This is a genomic window from Janthinobacterium sp. GMG1, assembly GCF_034427795.1.
In the GTDB taxonomy this organism is placed as follows: Bacteria; Pseudomonadota; Gammaproteobacteria; order Burkholderiales; family Burkholderiaceae_D; genus Janthinobacterium.
In genome coordinates, this window is the sequence record NZ_JAXQNT010000002.1 from 405,687 (window position 1) to 427,192 (window position 21,506).

A 21,506-nucleotide genomic window follows, 5' to 3' on the forward strand; every position below is an offset into this window, starting at 1 on the left:
AGCTCGCCGACCATGCAAACGACCATCCTTGATCCCAGCCTGACGCAAACCCTGGCCGCCGCGCGCGAGCCGGGCCTGACCCTCATCATCGGCAACAAGAATTACTCGTCCTGGTCGATGCGCCCTTGGGTGGCCATGACAGCGTTCGGCATCCCGTTCCAGGAAGTGCGCGTGCTGCTCGACCAGAGCGACACGGCCACCAAAATTGCCGAATATTCGGCTTGCGGCCGGGTCCCCGTGCTGTTGGCGGGCGAGATCACGATCTGGGACAGCCTGGCCATCTGCGAATACCTGGCTGAGCAGTTTCCCGATAAACACATGTGGCCGCAAGACGTGGCCGCGCGCGCCATGGCGCGCTGTGTCTGCGCGGAAATGCACTCGGGTTTCACGGGCTTGCGCACGGATATGTCGATGAATATCAAGGCGAAGTTGCCGGGACGTGGCCGCACGGCCGCCGCGCAGGCGGACATCGGCCGCATCAGTGAAATCTGGGAAGAGTGTTTATCGCGCTTTGGCCACCACCAGTTCCTGTTTGGCGACTTTTCCATTGCCGATGCGTATTTCGCCCCCGTCGTCATGCGTTTCCGCACGTATGGCGTGAGCCTGGCGCCGGCCCTGAACGCGTATTGCGAGCGCGTGCAGGCGCACCCGGCCGTGGCCCGCTGGATCATGGAAGCGCTGGCGGAGACGGACGTTGCTGCCAAGCACGATGCGGAACTGCCTGATTAAGAAAAGAGTGTTATGAAGATATACACGGTCGGTGGCGCGGTGCGCGACCAACTGCTGGGCTTGCCCGTGAAAGACCACGACCACGTGGTCGTCGGCGCCACGCCGGAAGACATGCTGCGCCGGGGCTTCCGGCCCGTCGGCAAGGATTTTCCCGTCTTCCTGCACCCGAAGACGCAGGAAGAATACGCGCTGGCCCGCACGGAACGCAAGACGGCGCCCGGCTACCGGGGCTTCGTCTTCCACACGGCGCCCGACGTCACCCTGGAAGACGACCTGGTGCGGCGCGATCTCACCATCAACGCCATCGCGCAAGCCGAGGACGGTAGCCTGACCGACCCGTTCGGCGGTATTCAGGATATCGAGAACAAAATCTTCCGCCACGTTTCCGATGCGTTTGGTGAAGACCCCGTGCGCATCTTGCGCCTGGCCCGCTTTGCCGCCCGTTTTCATACTTTCACTGTCGCACCGGCCACCATGGAATTGATGCGCCGGATGGTGCAGGACGGCGAAGTCGACGCTCTGGTGGCCGAGCGCGTGTGGCAGGAAGTGGCAAAAGGATTGATGGAAGCGCGGCCGTCGCGCATGCTGACGGTGCTGCACGAGTGCGGCGCGCTGGCGCGCATCATGGGCGAAATCAGCATCAGCGAACGGTTGCTGCAAGTGGTCGACCATGCCGCCGCGCAAGGTCATGACTTGTCCGTGCGCTTTGCCGTCTTGATGCTGCATATGAGCAAGGATGCCATCGAACAACTGAGCGAGCGCCTGCGCGTGCCCAACGAGTGCCGCGAACTGGCCGTCATGGCGGCGCGCGAGCGGGACAATATCAACGGCGCGCTGGCGCTGAGCGCCGAAGCGATCGTCAGTCTGTGCGAACGCTGCGATGGACTGCGCAAGCCGCAGCGTTTCGTGCAGATGCTGGACGCCATCGCCTGCGATGTGCATGCACAGGATCCTGTATTTCCACAGTCCGCGTGGCTGCAAGCCATGCTGGCGGCCGTGCGCGGTGTCGATGCGGGAGCACTGGCACAAGCTTGCGCACAGGAACCGAGACGCATTCCGGCCGTCGTCCATGCGGCGCGCGTGGAGGCCGTCACGAACGTGATCAGCCGTACGGAACTCCCATGACCCTGCCCAAATTGTTCCAGAACCCGTTTCGCCGATGGCTGAGCCGTAGCGGCGGCGGGCGTCCGAGCGTGCTCGTCAAACAGTTGCATGAGCGCGACCGGCGCCGCATGATGAAGCATTTTCTTTCTCTTGAGAAAAGCGACCGCCTGCTGCGCTTCGGCAGCGCCTTGCCCGATGAATTGGTGGCCCAGTACGTGCAAAAGATGGATTTCTCGCGCGACATGATTTATGGCGTCTACAACAGCCTGTTCAAGCTGGTGGGCGTGGGACATCTGGCCTTCGCGCCGAAGGACACGTCGCCGGCGAAAAGTATCGTGACGGACAAGGAGCAGGTGGCCGAGTTTGGCGTGTCCGTGTCAAAATCCATGCGTGGCATGGGGGTCGGGTCAAAACTGTTCGAGCGGGCGGCGATTCACTGCCGCAACAACGATGTCGATACCCTGTACATGCACTGTCTGTCGTCGAACAAGACGATGATGCATATTGCCAAGAAGGCTGGCATGGAAATCCAGCGCGACTATGGCGAAGCCGATGCCTATCTGAAACTGTTGCCGCCGAACCCGAGCAGCATGCTGCAGGAAGCCGTGCAGGAGCAGTTCGCCATGTTCGACTACACGTTCAAGGCGAATGCGCGCGCCGCGTTCAAACTGTGGGATCGCTTGCCGGGGCGCAAGAAGAAGCCCGGACCGCCGGCACCGCCGTCACAGTAAGGGCAGGGCCGTCGTATCCTTGATGCGCTGCAAGGCAAAGCTTGATTTCACATCCAGCACGGCCGGGTGGCGCAGCAGGGTCGCCATCATGAAGCGCGAAAAGTGCTCCATGTCTTCCACGTGCACGCGCAGCAGGTAATCCATCTCCCCCGTCATCGCATAGCAGGCCACCACTTCCGGCCATTGCGCCACTGCCACGGCGAAGTCGGCGCGCGGCGAGGTGTTCGTCACCAGGTTCGGTGCCAGCACCCTCGCCGTGCTGTGGGCGGTGGCATCGCTGTGCTTTTCCAGCCGCACGTTCACATAGGCGAGCAGGCCCAGGCCGATCTTTTCCGGGTCTAGCAGGGCCACGTACTGGCGGATCACGCCCGCTTCTTCCAGCCGTTTGACGCGGCGCAAGCATGGCGACGGCGACAGGCTGACCTGCTCGGCCACGTCCTGGTTCGACAGGCGGCCATCGGCCTGCAGGACGGCGAGGATCTTGCGATCCGTTTTATCCAGCGTAATTTTGCTCATGCTTCCTCCGGTGGTTCTTGTTTCACGCAATATTATTGCGCAAATCATGATTGTTCGGGAGATCTTTGGCATTTAATGCCCACAGACCGCGCCTATACTGTGCGCTACTTCTTGGAGGAGACATCATGCAATTTCAGCCTTGGGATAACCCGATGGGTACCGATGGTTTCGAGTTCGTCGAGTATGCAGCACCAGACCCAAAAGCATTGGGCAAGCTGTTCGAGAACATGGGCTTCACGGCCATCGCGCGCCACCGCCACAAGGATGTGACCCTGTACCGTCAGGGCGACATCAATTTCATCATCAATGCCGAACAAGATTCGTTCGCGCAGCGTTTTGCCCGCCATCACGGCCCGTCCGTGTGCGCCATCGCCATCCGTGTCGACGACGCGGCTTTCGTCTACCGCCGCGCGCTGGAACTGGGCGCCTGGGGTTTCGACAATAAAACCGGTCCGATGGAGCTGAATATCCCCGCCATCAAGGGCGTGGGCGATTCGCTGCTGTACTTCGTCGACCGCTGGCGCGGCAAGGGCGCCGACAAGCCGGACGCGGCCGCACCGGGCGGCATCGGCGACATCAGCATCTATGACGTCGACTTCGTCGCCATTCCCGGCGCCGTTGCCAACCCCGTCGGCCATGGCCTGACGTATATCGACCACCTGACGCACAATGTGCACCGTGGCCGCATGAAGGAATGGGCGACGTTCTATGAAAGCCTGTTCAACTTCCGCGAAGTGCGCTATTTCGACATCGAAGGCAAGCTGACGGGCCTCAAATCGAAGGCGATGACTTCGCCATGCGGCAAGATCCGCATTCCGATCAATGAATCGTCGGACGACAAGTCGCAGATCGCCGAATACCTGGACCAGTACCATGGCGAAGGTATCCAGCACATCGCGCTGGGTACGGACAATATCTACGCGTCCGTGCAAGGCATGCGCGATACGGGTATCGATTTCCAGGACACGATTGAAACGTACTATGAGCTGGTCAACCGCCGCCTGCCGAACCACGGCGAGCAGCTGGAAGAACTGCGCCGCCTGCGCATCCTGATCGATGGCCACAGCACGGAAACCGAACGCGAACTGTTGCTGCAGATATTCACGCAGACGGTGATCGGCCCGATCTTCTTCGAGATCATCCAGCGCAAGGGCGACCAGGGCTTCGGCGAAGGCAACTTCCGCGCCCTGTTCGAGTCGATCGAGCTGGACCAGATCAAGCGCGGCGTGCTGAAAGATACGAACGCGGCGTAATGTTGCTTTGTAATAAACGGTAGTAAAAACAGCAGCAAAAAGGTAAGAACACAGGAGTGCAGCGCAGCAAAGAACTGCGCGCATTCCTGTGGTAGTCTACGACAAACAAGTCATTTTTCCGCACCGGCATTGTCCACAAGGCACAGCCGGTACGTGTGAGTTCAACCGACTTTGCACGCGTAGCACAGAGAATAATGGAGACAAGTAATGAATGCACCAATCAAGGGCTCGAGTCTTGAGCCGGGCGCGCACGCGTCTGAAATTTCGCTAAACGATAAATACACGCTGGAGCGTGGCCGCGCCTTCATGACGGGCACGCAAGCGCTGATCCGCCTGCCCATGCTGCAGCGCGAGCGCGACCTGAAGGCTGGCCTGAATACGGCCGGCTACATTACCGGTTACCGCGGTTCGCCTGTGACGTCCGTCGACATGACGGCGATCAAGGCCAAGAAATACCTCGATGAACATCACGTCAAATTCCACCCTGGCCTGAACGAAGACCTGGCCGCCACGGCCGTCTGGGGCACGCAGCAAACGAACTTGTTCGAAGACGCGAAATACGATGGCGTGTTCGGCATGTGGTATGGCAAGGGCCCCGGCGTCGACCGCTGCGGCGACGTGTTCAAGCACGCCAATAACGCCGGTTCCGCCAAGCATGGCGGCGCGCTGGTGCTGGCCGGCGACGACCATGCGGCCAAGTCTTCCTCGACGGCACACCAGTCCGACCATATCCTGAATGCCTGCGGCATCCCCGTGCTGTACCCGTCGTCGGTGCAGGAATACATCGACTATGGCTTGCACGCGTGGGCCATGAGCCGCTACACGGGACTATGGGTCTCGATGAAATGCGTGACCGACATCATCGAGTCGGGCGCCGCCGTCGATTTCGACCCGGATCGCGTGCAGATCACCCTGCCGACGGACTTCGAGATGCCGGCCGGTGGCTTGAACATCCGCTGGCCCGACACGGTGCTGGAACAAGAAGTCCGCATGAACAGCTACAAATGGTATGCGGCGCTGGCGTATGCGCGTGCCAACAAGCTCAATAAAATCATCTGGGACAGCCCGAAGGCGCGCATCGGCATCATCACGGCCGGCAAATCGTATCTCGACACGCGCCAGGCGCTGGCCGACCTCGGCATCGACGAGCAGACGGCGTCCGACATCGGCATCCGTCTGTACAAGATCGGCATGACCTGGCCGCTGGAAGCGGACGGCGTGCATGAATTCGCCAAGGGCCTCGATGAAATCCTCGTGGTGGAAGAAAAGCGGCAAATCCTCGAATATGCGCTGAAGGAAGAACTGTACAACCTGAAGGATGGCGAGCGTCCGCGCGTGGTCGGCAAGTTCGACGACACGGGCGAATGGAGCAACCAGAAGGGCACGGGCCACGGCGACTGGCTGCTGCCGGCCACGTATGAGCTGAACCCGGCCATGATCGCCCGCGCGATTGCCAGCCGTATCTCGCGCTACTACGCGGGCCACCCGGTCGAGCAGCGCGTGAAGGAGCGCATCGCCTACCTGGAAGCCAAAGAGAATGTGCTCAAAGCGATCAGCGTGAAACCCGATCCGCAAAAGGACCGCACGCCGTTCTTCTGCTCCGGCTGCCCGCACAACAGTTCCACGAAAGTGCCGGAAGGCTCGCGCGCGCTGGCTGGCATCGGCTGCCACTACATGGTGCTTTGGATGGACCGCGAAACGTCGACATTTACCCACATGGGCGCCGAAGGCGTCACGTGGGTGGGGCAGGCGCCGTTCACGAATGAAAAGCACGTGTTTACCAACCTCGGTGACGGCACGTATTTCCACTCGGGCATCCTGGCCATCCGCGCCGCCGTCTCGGCCAAGGTGAACATCACCTATAAAATCCTGTTCAATGATGCGGTAGCCATGACGGGCGGCCAGGAATTCGACGGTCCTTTGTCTCCGGCCATCATTTCGCGCCAGATCGCCGCCGAAGGCGTGGGCCCCATCATCGTCGTCACGGATGAACCGGAAAAATACCCGGACGATTACGCCTGGGCGGAAGGCGTCACCGTGCGCCACCGTTCGGAACTGATGGATGTGCAGCGCGAACTGCGCGACATGCCGGGCGTGTCGGCCATGATCTACGACCAGACCTGCGCCTCGGAAAAACGCCGCCGCCGGAAACGCAATGAATACCCGGATCCGGCCAAGCGCGCCGTCATCAATGAAGCCGTCTGCGAAGGCTGCGGCGACTGCTCCGTGCAATCTAACTGCCTGTCGGTGGAACCGCTGGAAACGGAACTGGGGCGCAAGCGCCAGATCAACCAGTCGTCCTGCAACAAGGATTTTTCGTGCACGACGGGTTTCTGCCCCAGCTTCGTGACGGTGGAAGGCGGCGGCCTGAAAAAGCCGAAGAAGGCAGCTGCCGCCGACAAGGACGCGCCAGCCGTGCCGGCCTTGCCGACGCCAAACATTCCCTCGACGGCCGAGCCGTTCGGCATCCTGGTCACCGGCATCGGCGGCACGGGTGTGGTGACCGTCGGCCAGATCCTGGCCATGGCGGCCCACGTGGAAGGCAAGGGCTGTTCCGTGCTCGACATGAGCGGCCTGGCGCAAAAAGGCGGCCCCGTGATGTCGCACGTGCGTCTGGCGGACCGCCAGGAAGACATCCACTCGACGCGCGTCGGCACGGGCGCGGCCGACCTGGTGATCGGTTGCGACCTGATCGTCACGGCCAGCCGTGACGCGCTGTCGCGCATGGGCGAAGGGCGCAGCTGGGCCATGATCAACTCGACCAGCTCGTCGACGGCCGCCTTCGTGAAGAACCCGGACTGGCAATTCCCCGGTGCTTCCGCGCGCATGGAAATCGAAAAGGCGTGCGGCAGCGACCACGTGGACTTCATCGACGCGGGCCAGATCGCCACGGCGCTGATGGGCGACTCGATCGCCACGAATATGTTCATGCTGGGCTATGCCTGGCAAAAGGGCAAGGTGCCATTGAGCGAAGCGGCCATCATGAAGGCCATCGACTTGAACAACGTCTCGGTGGCGTTCAACAAGGCCGCCTTCAACTGGGGCCGCGCGGGCGCTCACGATACGGCCAGCCTGGTGCGCATGACCACACCGGCGAAAGTGGTGGAATTCAAGCGCATCGAAACGCTCGACGACCTGATCGAAAAACGCGTGGCCCTGCTGACGGCCTACCAGGACCGCGCGTATGCGCAGCAGTATCTGGACTTCATCAAACAGGTGCGCGCCGCCGAAAGCGCCCTGAATGGCCCGCACTTGCGTCTGACGGAAGCCGTGGCCCGCTACTTCTACAAGCTGATGGCGTACAAGGACGAGTATGAAGTGGCGCGTCTGTACACGGACGGCGCCTTCCAGGCGAAGATCGCCGCCATGTTCGAAGGCGACATCAAGCTCAAGTTCCACCTGGCGCCGCCGATCATGGCCAAGACGGACGCCCAGGGCCACCTGGTGAAGAAGGAATTCGGCCCGTGGATGATGAAGGCGTTCGGCGTACTGGCCAAGTTCAAGGGCTTGCGCGGCACGGCTTTCGACGTGTTCGGCCATACGGCCGAGCGCAAGATGGAGCGTGCGCTGATTCTCGAATACCGCGCGACGGTGGGCGGCTTGCTGCCGAAACTGACGACGGCCAAGCTGGCGCAAGCCGTGGCGATCGCCAGCATCCCGGAAGACATCCGCGGCTATGGTCACGTGAAGGAGCGTCATTTGAAGGCGGCGAAAGAGAAGGAAGCCAGTTTGCTGATCGCCTTTAACGCGCCGACGCCGCTGCCGCCCGTCGTGGCGGCGCCCGTGGCGGCCACCGTGGCGTGATGCGGTGAACTTCACGCTGTAGCAATGGCGCCTGCGGGCGCCATTTTTTTTGTATCAAAGAAAACAACGCCTGTTTGTAAAAAGTCTTATAATTTTTCGATAATTTCTTTTCGGAAAGTTCGTCATGCCTGCCCTGCGCCTCTCGTCCCTGGCCGTTCCTCTCGTATTGTTGTTGAGTGCCTGTGGCGGAGGCGGCGGCAGCGACAGCGCGCCTGTCGTGCCGCCCGTGACGCCGACGGGCCCGACGGCGCTGGTCGCTTCCTCGACGGTGGCGAACCGCTGCGAGGCGCCGCGCAGCGGCAGCAGTATCGACAAGCCGGGCAGCTTGCTCGATGAGCAGACGTGGGTGCGCAGCTGGATCGATGAAACGTATCTGTGGTACCGCGAAGTGCCGACCACCTACCAGCCGCAAAGCTTCACCACGGCCAAGGCGTACTTCGATGTGCTGAAAACGACGGCCACGACGGCATCCGGCAAACCGAAGGACCAGTTCCATTTCACCTTGTCGACGGCAGAGTGGGAAGACTCGCTCAACGGCGTGGAACTCGGTTACGGCATGCTGCTGGCGCTGACGCGCACCACGCCGCCGCGCACGGCCGTGATCTCGATCATCGAGCCAGGCTCGCCAGCCGACCTGGCGGGCTTGCGGCGTGGCGACGTGCTGCAAACCGTCGATGGCGTCGATTTCGTCCATGCCCCCGACACGGCCAGCGTGAATATCCTCAACGCGGGCCTGTTCCCCACGGCGCAAGGCACGCACACGCTGGGATTCAGCCGCAACGGCGCGCCCCTGTCCAGGAGCCTGACGGCGGTGGACGTGAACACCAGCGCCGTGCAGAACGAGCGCATCATCGACACGCCCACGGGCAAGGTGGGCTACCTGACCTTCAATACGCATAACAACGTGGCTGAACGCCAGCTGGTCGAGACCATGACCCGCTTCCAGGCGGCCGGCATCAGCGACCTGGTGCTCGATGTGCGCTACAACGGCGGCGGTTATCTGGATGTCGCCAGCGAACTCGCCTACATGATTGCCGGCCCGCAAGTTACTGCCGGCAAGACCTTCGAGCAGGTGCTCTTCAATGACAAGACCCGGCCGGAAGCGCCCGTGCCATTCCATGCGCAAAGCCAGGGCTTTCCCGCGCCCAATCCCCTGTCCAAGGGGATGCCACTGCCCTCCCTGGGTCTCAAGCGCGTGACCTTGCTGACAACCGGCAATACCTGTTCGGCCAGCGAAGCGATCATCAACGGCTTGCGCGGCGTGGACGTGCAGGTCAACCTGGTCGGCGGCACCACGTGCGGCAAGCCCTACGGTTTCTTTCCCGCGCCGAATTGCGGCACCACGTATTTTGCAGTGCAATTCCAGGGCGTCAATGCCAAGGGCTTCGGCGACTTTGCCGATGGTATGGCGCCGACCTGCGACGTGGCCGATGATTACCAGCACCAGCTGGGCGATCCGGCGGAAGGCATGCTGGCGGCGGCGCTGCGCTACCGCAGCAGCGGCAGCTGCACGCCGGCCACGGGCGCCATCAGGCTGTTGAGTTCGATCGAGAGTCCGACCGACACGGCTACGCGCCTGTTACGGCCATTGCACAAGGAAATTGCCATCATGCGCCGTTAAGGCGCAGGTTCCTGCCATGCGCCAGGGTCAGCACGTGACGATTTCCTGCTCATGAATCTTTCTATATAACAATTTTGATATATAGAAAGATGAATCCATTCGTTCTGGAATGACTGGCATTTTGCTATCTTCCCGCTTTTCTCCCACCTTGAGAAGCGCAACGATGTCGAAACAGTTCAAGTTAACCCCGCTCAGCCTTGGCGTACTGGCCATCCTGGGCGGCACCGCATGGCAGGCGCACGCGCAAACGCAAGCGCCCGCAGCGGATCAGCAGCCGGCGGCCACCCCGCCAGCCGTCGTGGTCACCGGTTCGCGCATTCCCCGCGCCAGCCTGGAAGGCCCGTCTTCCGTCACCATCCTGACCGGCGATGAAATCACCAAGCAGGGCTACAAGAACGTCTTTGACGCGCTGACCAGCCAGGTGCAGAACAGCGGCTTTACGCAGGGCGAGGATTACGGCAATACCTTCACGCCGTCGGCCAACACCATCAGTCTGCGCGGCCTCGGTCCGAACCATACCCTGATCCTGCTGAACGGCCGCCGCCTGGCCGACTTCCCCATCGCCTATGACGGCGCCGTCAACTTCACCAACCTGGCGAACATCCCGGCTAGCATTGTCGACCGCATCGAGATCCTCAACGGCGGCGCCTCGGCCATCTATGGCTCGGACGCGATCGCCGGCGTGGTCAACGTGATCCTGAAAAAACAGGCGGAAGGCTTCGATATCAACGTCAAGGTTGGCGGTACCTCGCGCGGCGGCGCCGGCAACCAGCGCGTGCAACTGACGGGCGGCGGCAATTTTGACAAGCTGCATACCCTGTTCAGCGTGGAGCTGAGTGAACGCGATCCGCTGTGGAGCATGGACCGCGACTTCATGACCAGCCGCTCCGGCGTGCCGACCACGGTTGCTTCGCGCCGCACCCAGGCCTCCGGCACGTCCGGCAGTTATGTCGACCTGGGCGACACCTGCAACCAGTTCGGCGACATGTTCGGCGGCAGCGTCGTCAAGTACCAGGCGAAGAATGGCAGCTATTGCGCCAGCCCGAAAGCCCGTCCGACCTACTGGACCACGCAGACCAAGAACAGCAGCCAGAACGTGTTCGGCAGCGCCAATTACGAGCTCGATGCGGAGACCACGCTGTTTGCCGATTTCCTGCTTGGCAAGAACAAGACCGTCAACAATACACGCGGCCCGTCGTGGACCTCGGCATCGCTGAACGGCGGCTCTTTCCTGAACCAGAACACCGGCGCCTACGAAGAGTGGACCCGCTTCATGGCGCCCGAGGAAATCGGCGGCGTGCAGCGCTACAACCGCAGCTGGGAGGACCTGGCCACGGCCATCTCGCTGGGTGCCAAGGGCCGTATTTCTGGCACCGCCTGGCAGTATGAAGCCAACTACAACGCTTCCATCTACAAGAGCGAAGGCCATACGCCGCGCATGTTGTCGAACATCGACAGCTTCTTCCTGGGACCCAAGCTGGGCACGGATGCCAAGGGCGTGGCCATTTACGCGCCGGATGCGGCGCGCCTGTCGCGCCGCCTGACGGCTGCCGAATTCGACAGCATTACGGGCTACAGCGACAGCCGTGACAAGGCCTGGACGAATACCCTGAGCCTGGCCACGAATGGCGACCTGTTCCAGCTGCCTGCCGGCACGGTGAAAGTCGCCACGATTGCCGAGGCGAGCAAGCAGGGCTTCAGCAACGAACCCGACGCGCGCATCGACCAGGGCTATTTCAATATCGCTACCGGTTCGGGCACCACGGCCGGCACCCGTTCGCGCTATGCGCTGGGCGCGGAATTGAATGTGCCGCTGCATGAGAAGCTGACCGCTACCGTGGCTGGCCGTTATGACCGCTACAGCTTTGCAGGCCGCAAGGAAGGCAAGTTCACCTACAACGGCGGGCTGGAACTGCGCCCGACGCCGGACCTGCTGTTCCGTGCCAACTACGCCACCAGCTTCCGCGCGCCGGACATGAACTACATCTACCAGGCCCGCGGCAAAGGCTATTATGCGAGCACCACCGACTACTACCGTTGCGACGCCGCCGGACAGGCCATCGACGGCTGCGAGTACGCGAATAAATCGCCGGGCGCCGATTACGTGCAGAACGGCAGCCGCGACCTGCAGTCGGAAAAGGGCAAGTCCTTCGGCGTGGGCGCCGTCTGGTCGCCGAGTGCCAATTTCGACGTCTCGGTCGACTATTGGAACATCAAGATCGACGACCTGGTGACGAACCTGGACGCCGACAAGCTGCTGCGCGACGAATCCGATTGCCGCCTGGGCAAGGCCGACATCGGCTCGCCGACCTGTATCGACACCCTGGGCCGCATCGAGCGCTACGCGGCCAATGCCTTGAACAAGGCGGGTGAGATCAAGACCATCACCGTCAATCCGATCAACGCGGCCAAGCAAAGCAGCAGCGGCATCGACGTCAGCCTGAAGTATTTGCTGCGCACGACAGACTATGGCCGCTTCGCCTTCAAGGCCAACTACGCGCGGGTGCTGAGCAAGAAATCGCAGCAATTCGCCGGTGACGCAGAGACCGATGAAACCAAATCGATGACCAACAGGGATTGGCCTGACAAGCTGAACCTGAGCGTCAACTGGGGCGCAGGCGACTGGTCGAATACCTTGCTGGTCAGCCGCTACGGCAAGGTGCCTAACTCTGCCGGCAAGGGCTACCTGACGCCGACGGCGCTGGCCAACATCAGCACCGTGTACCGCATCAACGACCGCGCCACCGTGTCGCTGATCGTCAACAACGTGTTCGACAAGATCAAGCGCGATACCAGCAACGGCTGGCCGTACTACCCGATCGGCAACTACAGCCCGCAAGGCCGCCAGGGATGGGTCGAATTCAACTACCACTTTGGCTCGTAATTCACGCTTGCCAGAGCAAGGCCGGAGCAGCTGACGCTGTTCCGGCTTTTTTATTTGCCACGGCGTTTTTACCTGACCGCCACTCTATAATTGCCCGCTTGTCCTCTCTCGATGGAGTTTGACCCATGCTACGCCACGCCCTGCTGTCCGCCGCCTTGTTTTCCCTGTTTGCCGTCAATGCGCATGCCGCGCGCGATATGCGGCTGTCTTCCCTGAAAACGGTGGCCGAGTACTCGGGCTTCAAGAATACGGGCCGCTACGAGGAAGTGGAAGCCTTGTGCCGGCGCTTCGAGGAGCACCGTCCGAAACAGGTGCGCTGCTTTGAATTTGGCCGCACGCCGGAAAACCGCCCCATGCTGGCGCTGGCCGTTTCCAACACGGGTGCGCTGACGCCGGACGCGGCCAGGCTGCGCAAGATACCGGTACTGCTGGTGCAGGGTGGCATCCATGCGGGGGAAATCGACGGCAAGGATGCAGGTTTCCTGGCCTTGCGCGAAGTATTGGAGGGCAGGGCGGCGCCCGGAGCGCTGGACAAGCAGGTGCTGCTGTTCGTCCCCGTCTTCAATGTCGATGGCCATGAGCGCTTCGGCCAGTGGAACCGTCCGAACCAGCGCGGCCCCGTGGAAATGGGCTGGCGCAGCACGGCGCAAAACTACAATCTGAACCGCGAATACATGAAGGCCGATACGCCCGAAATGCAGCACATGCTGGCGCTGGTGAACGCCTGGGATCCGCTGGCGTATGTCGACCTGCACGTCACCGATGGCGCGCAGTTCGAACCCGATATCTCGATCCAGGTCGAACCCGTGCATGCGGGCGATGCGGCCTTGCGCGCGGCGGGAACGGCGCTGCGCGACGGCGTGCTGGCCGACCTGGCAAAGCAGGGTTCCGATCCGAAGCCGTTCTACATGTCATTTGCCGAAGAAGACAATCCGCAGTCGGGTTTTGTCGATTCGACGCCGAACCCGCGCTTTTCGCACGGCTATTTCCTGTTGCGTAACCGTTTCGGCGTGCTGGTGGAAACCCACTCGTGGAAGGACTACCCGACCCGCGTGCGCATCACGCGCAACACCATCATTTCCCTTCTTTCGCAGATGGCGCAGCATGGCGCGCAGTGGCGGCAAACCGCCATGGAAGCGGACCAGCGGGCGACGCAGCTGGCCGGCAGTGCGCTGCCCCTCAGCTACAAGACCACGGAGAAAAGCCGCATGATCGCGTTTCGCGGCTATGCGTATACGCGCACGCCGTCCGAGGTGTCGGGCGCCCTGATGACGCGCTATGACGAAAAGACACCGCAGATCTGGAATGTGCCGCTGCGCGACGAGATCGTGCCTGACCTGCAGCTGGCCGCACCGAAGGCCGGTTACCTGGTGCCGCGCGCGGAGGCGGCCATGGTGGGCGCCAAGTTGCGCCAGCACGGCATCGCCTACAAGGAAATGCGCAGCATCTTCGCCCGGCAGAATGTGGAAGTCTTCCGCGCCACTGCCGTCAAGTTTGGCGCGCAGTCGTTCGAGGGACGCCAGACGGCGGCGGTACAGGGCGAGTGGCAGAAAGAGGAGCGCCTCGTCGATGCCGGCGCGCTCTACGTGCCCGTCAACCAGCCGAAGGCGCGCCTGGTGGTGGCGCTGCTCGAGCCGCGCGCGCCCGACTCGCTGCTGGCCTGGGGCAGCTTCAACACGGCGTTCGAGCGCAAGGAATACATGGAGGACTATGTGGCCGAGGATGTGGCGCGCGCGCAGTTGGCGGCCGATCCGGCGCTGGCGGCGCAGTTCCGGCAGAAGCTGGCCGACGAGCCAGAGTTTGCAAAGAATCCACGCGCGCGCCTGGAGTTTTTCGCCCGCCGCCACGCCTCGTGGGATGAGCGGCTGAATCTGTATCCGGTCATGCGCGTCGACGTCGCGCCTGTCAGTTTCATGGATTTGTAACGCCAATACGCGCGTCGCCGCACGGTGCACACCGAAGTTGTCAAATCGCGCAGATTAATCGAAAGAAAATGCTATTCTCCGCTCGATGCTGGCGCCGCCACCACGAGCAGGGAACATGCATGGTCGACAAGACACTCTACAACCAGTACCGCGAGGCGTTTTTTCGCCTCTGCGACGCCGTCGGCGAGAATCAGGTGGAACAGGTGCGCAGCCTGCTCGAGGCCACGCCGCCGCTGCTGACCTTGCGCCGCTACAACATGGATGACGGCGAATCGCTGCTGCATCTGGCCGCGGCCGGCGGCAGCCGCGAGGTCTGCGCCCTGCTCGTATCGCTGGGCATGGACGTCGATCTGCCCCTGCCCGGTTACCGCAACCTTACGCCGCTGGACGCGGCGGCCAGCCATGGCCACCTCGATACCTGCCGCTGGCTGCTCGAGCAGGGCGCCGCCGTCGATGGCTTGCCGGACAATATACTGTCGCCGCTGGACAGTGCCTGCGTCGGCGGCCACCAGGACGTGGTCGCATTGCTGCTGCAGCGGGGCGCCAATCCGAACCGCCTGCATACGCGCTGGAACCAAGCGCCGGTCGATATCGCCACCGGCTGGGGCTTCCCCGGCATCGCCCGATTGCTCGCTGCCGCCGGCGGTGTCAGCATACTCGACGTGCCGCAGCAAGCGGCCGCCTCGCCGCAGGAAGCGATCCGCACCTTCATGCACAACAGTGCCGGCCGGGTGCTGCCGGCCGTGTTCAGCCCGGACAGCGGCGACGCGCGCTTTTCGCTGGGCATCAGCTGCATCGGCGGCAAGCGCGATTTCAAGCTGTTGTTTACGGCCGGCCTGTTCCAGCAATCGCCGATGACCGAACTGGCCATCTGCCTGCCGGCCCGCTGGCCGCTGACCGTGCATGGCTTCGCGGAGCACAGCCCCTGGCGCTTTCCCGTGGCGCTGCTGGCGCGCCTGGGACGGCGCACGCTCGACCTGGCCAGCCTGGCGGCGGGCGAGCTGCTGCGGCGCGACGATCCACACCTGGCGGACCTGGCCTGGCCGGACGGCGTCGATGCGTTGCTGGCCATCGACAAGCGCTGGAATCCGGCGCCGGAGGAAGACGACATCGCCGACGATGATAAGGTCACCATCTATCTGCTGGTGCCGGTGGCATTCACCAAAAAAGGCGCGCCCGACGCCAGCGCCTTGCCGGTCCTGATGGAACGCAAGCTCAAAGGCAGCTGGAAAGTGTCGGCCCTGCCCATCCCCGTCATTGGCTAGCGTGCACGCGCACAGGACCAGATCAAGCCGGCCAGCCTGCAGCGATGTTATCCTGACTATGCATCTTCCGCGTCCGCGCGCAACCTGTTCACGCATCGGTTTTTCATGACACAGAAAATTCTGCTCCTGAGCGTTTCGGCCGGCGCCGGCCACATGCGCGCGGCGCAAGCCATCGAGGCGTATGCGGCGCGCGATGACCACGGTGGCGGCGGCCCTGCGGCGCAGGCTCTGCATCTCGACGTGATGGATTTCGTCACGCCCGCCTTTCGCAAGCTGTATACGGATGTGTATATCAAGCTGGTCAACAAGGCGCCCGCGCTGTGGGGCTATCTGTATCACGCCACCCACGATGCGCCGCGCGACAGCTCGATGCAGCGCCTGCGCCGCGCCGTCGAGCGCCTCAACACGCGTGCGCTGATGGCGCAGATCGCCGCTTTCCAGCCCGACGCCATCATCTGCACGCATTTCCTGCCGGCCGAACTGCTGTCGCGCGCACTACGCCAGCAGCAGCTGGCTTGCCCCGTGTGGGTGCAGGTCACGGATTTCGACCTGCACCGCATGTGGGTGCACGAGCAGATGCAGGGCTATTTCGCCGCCACCGACGAAGTGGCGTTTCGCATGCGCCACGAAGGCATCCCCGCCGAACGCATCCACGTGACGGGCATCCCCATCATGCCCGCGTTTGCGCAGGCACCCGGACGCGTGCAGAGCGCGCAGGCATTTGGCCTCGACCCGCAGCGCACGACGATACTGCTGATGGGCGGCGGGGCGGGACTGGGCAGCCTTGAAACGGTCGCCGCGCGCCTGCTGGCGCTGCCGGGCGACTTCCAGCTGATCGTACTGGCGGGGAAGAACGCCGCCGCGCTGGCGGCGCTGCAGGCACTGGCTGGCCAGTATCCGGGCCGCCTGCTGGCGCAAGGCTTTACCAGCGAAGTCGAGCGCCTGATGGCGTGTGCCGACCTGGTGATCACCAAGCCGGGCGGGTTGACCACCTCGGAATGCCTGGCGCTGGGCTTGCCCATGATCGTCAACTCGCCGATTCCCGGCCAGGAAGAGCGCAATGCCGACTATCTGCTGGAGCAGGGCGTGGCCCTGAAGGCATTCGATGCCGTGACCCTGGAATACCGCGTGCGCCTGTTGCTCGATCATCCTGAACAGTTGCAATCGATGCGCGCGAAAGCGCTGGCCCTGGGCCGCCCGCGCGCCGCGTTGGACGTGCTGGCGCAGGTGCTGCGCGCTGACGCCGTTCTTCAATAACAAGGAAGCCATGATGTTGCATGTCGTACTTTTGACCCTCGCCCTGGGGCTGGCCGCCGTGCCGGCCGGGGCACAGCCATCGCCGCCACGCCACCCTGACTGGGCCACGCCGCTGCCGCAGGTGTCGAACCTGCACCAGGTCACGCCCGTCTTGTACCGCAGCGCCAGGCTGGACAGCGCCGACGTGGCCCAGTTGCAGGCGCTGGGCGTGAAGACGGTGATCAGCCTGCGCTCCTTCCACTCCGATACGCAGGTGCTCGATGGCAGCGGCATCCGCGCCGTGCGCATTCCCATCAATACCTGGGCCATTCGCGACAAGCACGTGATCGACACCATGCGCGCCATCCGCGCCGCCGGACAGCAGGGATCCGTGCTGCTGCACTGCCTGCACGGCGCCGACCGCACTGGCATGATGGCCGCCATGTACCGCATGCTGTACCAGGGCTGGCCGCGCGAGAAGGCGATAGACGAGCTGAAAAATGGCGGCTATGGCTACCACGCCGTGTGGAAAAATATCGAAAGCTACCTCAAGCGCGTGAATGTGGACGAACTACGCGCACGTATTGATGCGCCGCAGCCCTGATACCCCGCTGGCGCGCCACTTCAGGCATGATTGCGATTCCAATCACGTTTTTCCGGAATCCGCATGGAACACCACAGCTTTCTCATCAACATACTGTTTTATCTGGTCGCCGCCATCATCATGGTGCCGCTGGCCAAGCGCCTGGGCATGGGCGCCGTGCTGGGTTACCTGGTGGCCGGCGTCGTCATCGGACCGTGGGGCCTGGGCCTGATCAAGAACGTCGAGGTGATCCTCAGCTTTTCCGAATTCGGCGTGGTGCTGCTGCTGTTCCTGATCGGCCTGGAACTCGAACCGAAGCGATTGTGGCTGCTGCGCCGCCCGATTTTCGGCTGGGGCGGGGCGCAGGTGGGCGTCGTCAGCGCGGGGCTGTGCGCCGTGGCCATGGCCTTTGGCGTGGACTGGCGCACGGCGCTGGTCGGCGCGCTGGGGCTGTCGCTGTCGTCGACGGCCATCGTGCTGGCCACCCTGGGTGAACGTAAATTAATGAGCACGCCGGCCGGTTCCGCCGGCTTTTCCATCTTGCTGTTCCAGGATATCGCCGCCATTCCCATGATCGCGCTGGTGCCGTTGCTGGGCGGCCTCGTCACGCACAGTGGCGAACCGGGCTGGCTGCGCGTGGCCAAGCTGGCGGCCGTGCTGGCGGCGCTGGTGATCGGCGGGCGCTTCCTCGTGAACCCCATCCTGCGCTTCATCGCCCGCACGGACTTGCGTGAAATCTTCACGGCCTTTGCCCTGCTGCTGGTGATCGCCATCTGCGTGCTGATGGAATCGGTGGGCCTGTCGATGGCGCTGGGTACCTTCATGGCGGGCGTGCTGCTGGCCGATTCCGAATACCGCCATGAGCTCATTTCCGACCTGGAGCCGTTCAAGGGCCTGTTATTGGGCCTGTTCTTCATCGCCGTCGGCATGTCCGTCGATTTCGGCGTGCTGCGCGCCCAGCCCTTGCTGATCCTGGCCCTGGTGGCGGGCCTGCTGGCGGTGAAAATCGCCTTGCTGTATGTGCTGTCGAAGTTTGTCGACATTCCCCGCGGCCAGCAGCTGTTCTTTGCGCTGCTGCTGTCGCAGGGCGGCGAATTCGCCTTCGTCGTGTTTGCCGCCGCCGAGGCCGCGCACGTGTTTGCGCCGGAGACGGCCGCGCTGCTGGTCGTGGTGGTGACCCTGTCGATGGTGGCCACGCCCTTGCTGCTGCTGGCGCACGACAAATTCGTCGCGCCGCGCCTGCAAGGCGAAAAGAAGCGCCGCCCCGACGACCATATCGAGGCGCAGGACAATCCCATCGTCATCGCCGGCTTTGGCCGCTTCGGCCAGATCATCGGCCGTCTGTTGGCAGCCAATAAAATCGGCGTGACGGTGCTCGATCACGATCCGGACCAGATCGACCTGCTGCGCAAGTTCGGTTTTAAAGTATTTTATGGCGACGCCACGCGCGTGGACTTGCTGGTGGCGGCCGGCATCGAAAAGGCCAGGGCGCTGGTGATCGCCATCGACAACGTGGAAGACAGCCTGGCCCTGGTCGACGCCGTGCGCCTGCGCCTGCCGGAACTGACGATTTTGGCGCGCGCGCGCAACGTCACGCATTACTATGAATTGATGAAGCGGGGCGTGACCCTGATCGAGCGCGAGACGTTTGCCGCGGCGCTGCTGCTGGGCGAGCAGACCTTGCAGCAGGTGGGCTTCAGCGCGGAGCGGGCGCAGCGCGCGGCCGGCATCTTTGGCCGGCATAACCTGAAAACCCTGCTGGAAGTGGCGCCGCACTTCCAGGACCAGCAAAAAGTCATGTCCCTCACGCGCCAGGCGCGCGAGGAACTGGAAGACATGTTCGAGAGCGATGCGGCGGCGTTTGCGGCAGAGAAGGTGGAAGAACCGGGGTCAGACCCTCAACACCGCTAACGCAGAGGCTTGCGCTAACAATAGAGGGGGTCTGACCCCAGCCGTTCAGACGTTGGGGTCTTATTTCCCCCGTTTGCTCTCAATCGCCTCGATCTGATCCATGATGCCGTTCATGCGCGCCACCAGCGCCTGGTACGGTTTTGGCGAAGCCAGGTCGACGCCGGCCGCCTTCACCAGCTCATACGGGTAGGCCGAGCCGCCCGCACTGAGCATCTTCAGGTAGGCAGCCAGCGCGCCGGGTTCCTTGTCGAGGATGCGCTGCGCGAAATCCTGTGCCGCCGCGATCGAGGTGGCGTACTGGAACACGTAGAAGCCGTGATAAAAATGCGGCACATAGGCCCATTCCAGCGCGTAGGCGGGATCGATGGTCATGACGCCTTGCGCTTCGCCATGGTAGCGCTTGAGGATGCCGGCATAGATGGCCGTGATTTCTTCACCCGTCAGCGATTCTCCCTTGTCCACCTTGCCGTGGATGGCGGCCTCGAATTCGGCGAACATGGCCTGGCGGAAGTAGGTGCCGCGCAGGTTTTCCAGCGCCGCGCCCAGGTACAGCAGGCGCTCGTCGTCATCCCTGGCCTGCTTCAGGCGCGCGTCGAGCAGCAGCGCCTCGTTCGTCGTCGAGGCGATTTCCGCGACAAAGATGCTGTATGGCGCATAGATCGATGGCTGCGCCTTGTTGGCCAGCACCGAGTGCATGGCGTGGCCCCATTCGTGCGTCAGGGTGCTGACGGCTTCGTAATTGTCCGTGTAGTTAAGCAGCACGAACGGGTGCACGTCATACGCGTCGCCATTCATGTAGGCGCCCGCCACCTTGCGCGGGCGCGGGTACACATCCATCCAGCGCGCGTCCACGGCGGCGCTCAATGCCTTGACATAGTCGGGACCCAGCGGCGCGACGGAGGCCAGCATCATCTGCTTGCCTTCGGCCAGCGGGAACGTGCGGTCGCTTTTCAGCAGCGGCGCATAGATGTCGTAATACGCGAGGTCCTTGACGCCCAGCATGCGCGCGCGCAGCTTGAAGTAGCGGTGCAGGGTGGGCAGGTTGGCGTTGGTTTGCGCGATCAGGGTCTGGTAGACGGCAGGCGGCAGATGGTCGGCGTCGAGTGCGGCGCTTTGCGAGTCGGCATAGCGGCGCACCTTGGCGTAGGCGGCATCCGTCTTCAGCTGGCCGTACAGGGTTTCGCCGAACGTGCGTTCATATTCCTTCCACTTGCCGAAGAAGGCGTCGAACACCAGCTTGCGGTCGGCGCGCAGGTCGTCGTCGCGGTATTTGGTATAGGCCGCCTGGTCGAGGCGCACCTGCGTGCCATCCGACAGTGTGACGGTGGGCCACGCGATTTCCGCATTGGCCAGGGTGCGGTAGACGCTGGCGGCCGAGCTTGTTGCCAGGCCGAACTGGGCCACCAACTGTTCGCCTGCTGCGTCGAGCGTATGCGGTGCGCTGCGCAGCATGTTGCTCAGTTGAAAGCGGTACAGCTGCAAGTCCTTGTCTTGCGCCAGCATGGCGTCGATGCGCTTGCTGCCCAGGGCGAGGATTTCCGGCTGCAAAAAGGTCGTCGCCTGGGAAAAGTCGTTGCCCAGCAGGGCGGCGCGCTGGTTCAGCTGGTTGCCCTTGCTGTCGCCCGTGTCCTGGTCGTAATACTGCGCCGCATAGGTGCTGAGCGTGTTGACGCGCTTGCGCGCCTCGGCGACCAGACCCAGGCAGCTTTTCAGGCGGGCGGGCGAGGCTTTCAACTGCCCCTTGCAGGCGCCCAGTTGCTGCAGCTGGGCCGACAGCTTTTTCGCGTCGGCGTCGAAGGCGGCGTCGTTTTGATACAGCGCCGTCAGGTCCCAGCGGTCGGCTTGGCGGTCGGCTTGGCGGTCGGCGGGAGCGGCAGAGGCGGTGGCGAGGCCGAGGGCCAGCAGGGAGAACAGCAGGGGGCGCTTGAGCGCGGATGGCGTCAT

Annotated in this window: 14 protein-coding genes; 12 read left to right on the forward strand and 2 right to left on the reverse strand. The window is 63.1% G+C overall.

Annotated elements, in window-relative coordinates; translation table 11 throughout:
• Positions 1-12: 12 nt before the first annotated feature.
• The 3 genes from SJI03_RS06865 to SJI03_RS06875 are packed head-to-tail and all read left to right on the forward strand — an operon-like array spanning position 13 to position 2,564.
• On the forward strand, positions 13-729 hold the full coding sequence (locus SJI03_RS06865; RefSeq protein WP_322426650.1) for a glutathione S-transferase family protein: 717 nt from the start codon (positions 13-15) through the stop codon (positions 727-729).
• A gap of 12 nt (positions 730-741) precedes the next feature.
• On the forward strand, positions 742-1,854 hold the full coding sequence (locus SJI03_RS06870; protein ID WP_322426651.1) for a multifunctional CCA tRNA nucleotidyl transferase/2'3'-cyclic phosphodiesterase/2'nucleotidase/phosphatase: 1,113 nt from the start codon (positions 742-744) through the stop codon (positions 1,852-1,854).
• On the forward strand, positions 1,851-2,564 hold the full coding sequence (locus tag SJI03_RS06875) for a GNAT family N-acetyltransferase (protein ID WP_322426652.1): 714 nt from the start codon (positions 1,851-1,853) through the stop codon (positions 2,562-2,564). The genes SJI03_RS06870 and SJI03_RS06875 overlap by 4 nt, the downstream gene beginning before the upstream one ends.
• On the opposite strand, the gene SJI03_RS06880 is transcribed toward SJI03_RS06875, so the two are convergent.
• Positions 2,556-3,080 (reverse strand): Lrp/AsnC family transcriptional regulator, encoded by a 525-nt coding sequence (locus SJI03_RS06880; protein ID WP_034753092.1) that lies wholly within the window; start codon positions 3,078-3,080, stop codon positions 2,556-2,558. The genes SJI03_RS06875 and SJI03_RS06880 overlap by 9 nt on opposite strands.
• 125 nt (positions 3,081-3,205) lie before the next feature.
• Here SJI03_RS06880 and hppD point away from each other — a divergent pair, with 125 nt between their 5' ends.
• The 9 genes from hppD (at position 3,206) to kefC (ending at position 19,562) form a co-directional block, all read left to right on the forward strand.
• A complete protein-coding gene (gene hppD / locus SJI03_RS06885) occupies positions 3,206-4,333 on the forward strand; it encodes a 4-hydroxyphenylpyruvate dioxygenase (RefSeq protein WP_099377883.1) in 1,128 nt (375 codons plus the stop codon).
• 207 nt (positions 4,334-4,540) lie between these two features.
• Complete coding sequence (locus SJI03_RS06890; RefSeq protein WP_322426653.1) at positions 4,541-8,137, forward strand: indolepyruvate ferredoxin oxidoreductase family protein; 3,597 nt, start codon at positions 4,541-4,543, stop codon at positions 8,135-8,137.
• A 124-nt stretch (positions 8,138-8,261) separates the two neighbouring features.
• A complete protein-coding gene (locus SJI03_RS06895) occupies positions 8,262-9,758 on the forward strand; it encodes a S41 family peptidase (protein WP_322426654.1) in 1,497 nt (498 codons plus the stop codon).
• A gap of 163 nt (positions 9,759-9,921) precedes the next feature.
• Positions 9,922-12,642 (forward strand): TonB-dependent receptor plug domain-containing protein, encoded by a 2,721-nt coding sequence (locus SJI03_RS06900; RefSeq protein ID WP_322426655.1) that lies wholly within the window; start codon positions 9,922-9,924, stop codon positions 12,640-12,642.
• A 125-nt stretch (positions 12,643-12,767) separates the two neighbouring features.
• Positions 12,768-14,567: a M14 family metallopeptidase gene (locus tag SJI03_RS06905; RefSeq protein ID WP_322426656.1), complete on the forward strand. Its 1,800-nt coding sequence runs from the start codon at positions 12,768-12,770 to the stop codon at positions 14,565-14,567.
• Between the two features lie 119 nt (positions 14,568-14,686).
• Complete coding sequence (locus SJI03_RS06910; protein ID WP_322426657.1) at positions 14,687-15,832, forward strand: ankyrin repeat domain-containing protein; 1,146 nt, start codon at positions 14,687-14,689, stop codon at positions 15,830-15,832.
• A gap of 105 nt (positions 15,833-15,937) precedes the next feature.
• A complete protein-coding gene (locus SJI03_RS06915; RefSeq protein ID WP_322426658.1) occupies positions 15,938-17,089 on the forward strand; it encodes an MGDG synthase family glycosyltransferase in 1,152 nt (383 codons plus the stop codon).
• A gap of 10 nt (positions 17,090-17,099) precedes the next feature.
• Entirely contained in the window at positions 17,100-17,672 is a 573-nt protein-coding gene (locus SJI03_RS06920) for a tyrosine-protein phosphatase (RefSeq protein ID WP_322426659.1), read from the forward strand.
• 63 nt (positions 17,673-17,735) lie between these two features.
• Positions 17,736-19,562, forward strand: a complete 1,827-nt coding sequence (gene kefC / locus SJI03_RS06925) for a glutathione-regulated potassium-efflux system protein KefC (RefSeq protein ID WP_322426660.1) — start codon at positions 17,736-17,738, stop codon at positions 19,560-19,562.
• Between the two features lie 60 nt (positions 19,563-19,622).
• On the opposite strand, the gene pepF is transcribed toward kefC, so the two are convergent.
• The gene (gene pepF / locus SJI03_RS06930) at positions 19,623-21,506 is read right to left on the reverse strand and encodes an oligoendopeptidase F (protein ID WP_322426661.1); all 1,884 of its coding nucleotides are present in this window, start codon (positions 21,504-21,506) and stop codon (positions 19,623-19,625) included.

Excerpts from the sequence above, each read along its gene's own strand:
- SJI03_RS06890 (WP_322426653.1), top strand. The coding sequence starts at position 4,541 with ATGAATGCACCAATCAAGGGCTCGAGTCTTGAGCCGGGCGCGCACGCG.
- SJI03_RS06865 (WP_322426650.1), top strand. The coding sequence starts at position 13 with ATGCAAACGACCATCCTTGATCCCAGCCTGACGCAAACCCTGGCCGCC.
- pepF (WP_322426661.1), bottom strand. The coding sequence starts at position 21,506 with ATGACGCCATCCGCGCTCAAGCGCCCCCTGCTGTTCTCCCTGCTGGCC.
- SJI03_RS06910 (WP_322426657.1), top strand. The coding sequence starts at position 14,687 with ATGGTCGACAAGACACTCTACAACCAGTACCGCGAGGCGTTTTTTCGC.
- SJI03_RS06905 (WP_322426656.1), top strand. The coding sequence starts at position 12,768 with ATGCTACGCCACGCCCTGCTGTCCGCCGCCTTGTTTTCCCTGTTTGCC.
- hppD (WP_099377883.1), top strand. The coding sequence starts at position 3,206 with ATGCAATTTCAGCCTTGGGATAACCCGATGGGTACCGATGGTTTCGAG.
- SJI03_RS06875 (WP_322426652.1), top strand. The coding sequence starts at position 1,851 with ATGACCCTGCCCAAATTGTTCCAGAACCCGTTTCGCCGATGGCTGAGC.
- SJI03_RS06870 (WP_322426651.1), top strand. The coding sequence starts at position 742 with ATGAAGATATACACGGTCGGTGGCGCGGTGCGCGACCAACTGCTGGGC.
- SJI03_RS06895 (WP_322426654.1), top strand. The coding sequence starts at position 8,262 with ATGCCTGCCCTGCGCCTCTCGTCCCTGGCCGTTCCTCTCGTATTGTTG.
- SJI03_RS06920 (WP_322426659.1), top strand. The coding sequence starts at position 17,100 with ATGATGTTGCATGTCGTACTTTTGACCCTCGCCCTGGGGCTGGCCGCC.
- kefC (WP_322426660.1), top strand. The coding sequence starts at position 17,736 with ATGGAACACCACAGCTTTCTCATCAACATACTGTTTTATCTGGTCGCC.
- SJI03_RS06880 (WP_034753092.1), bottom strand. The coding sequence starts at position 3,080 with ATGAGCAAAATTACGCTGGATAAAACGGATCGCAAGATCCTCGCCGTC.
- SJI03_RS06915 (WP_322426658.1), top strand. The coding sequence starts at position 15,938 with ATGACACAGAAAATTCTGCTCCTGAGCGTTTCGGCCGGCGCCGGCCAC.
- SJI03_RS06900 (WP_322426655.1), top strand. The coding sequence starts at position 9,922 with ATGTCGAAACAGTTCAAGTTAACCCCGCTCAGCCTTGGCGTACTGGCC.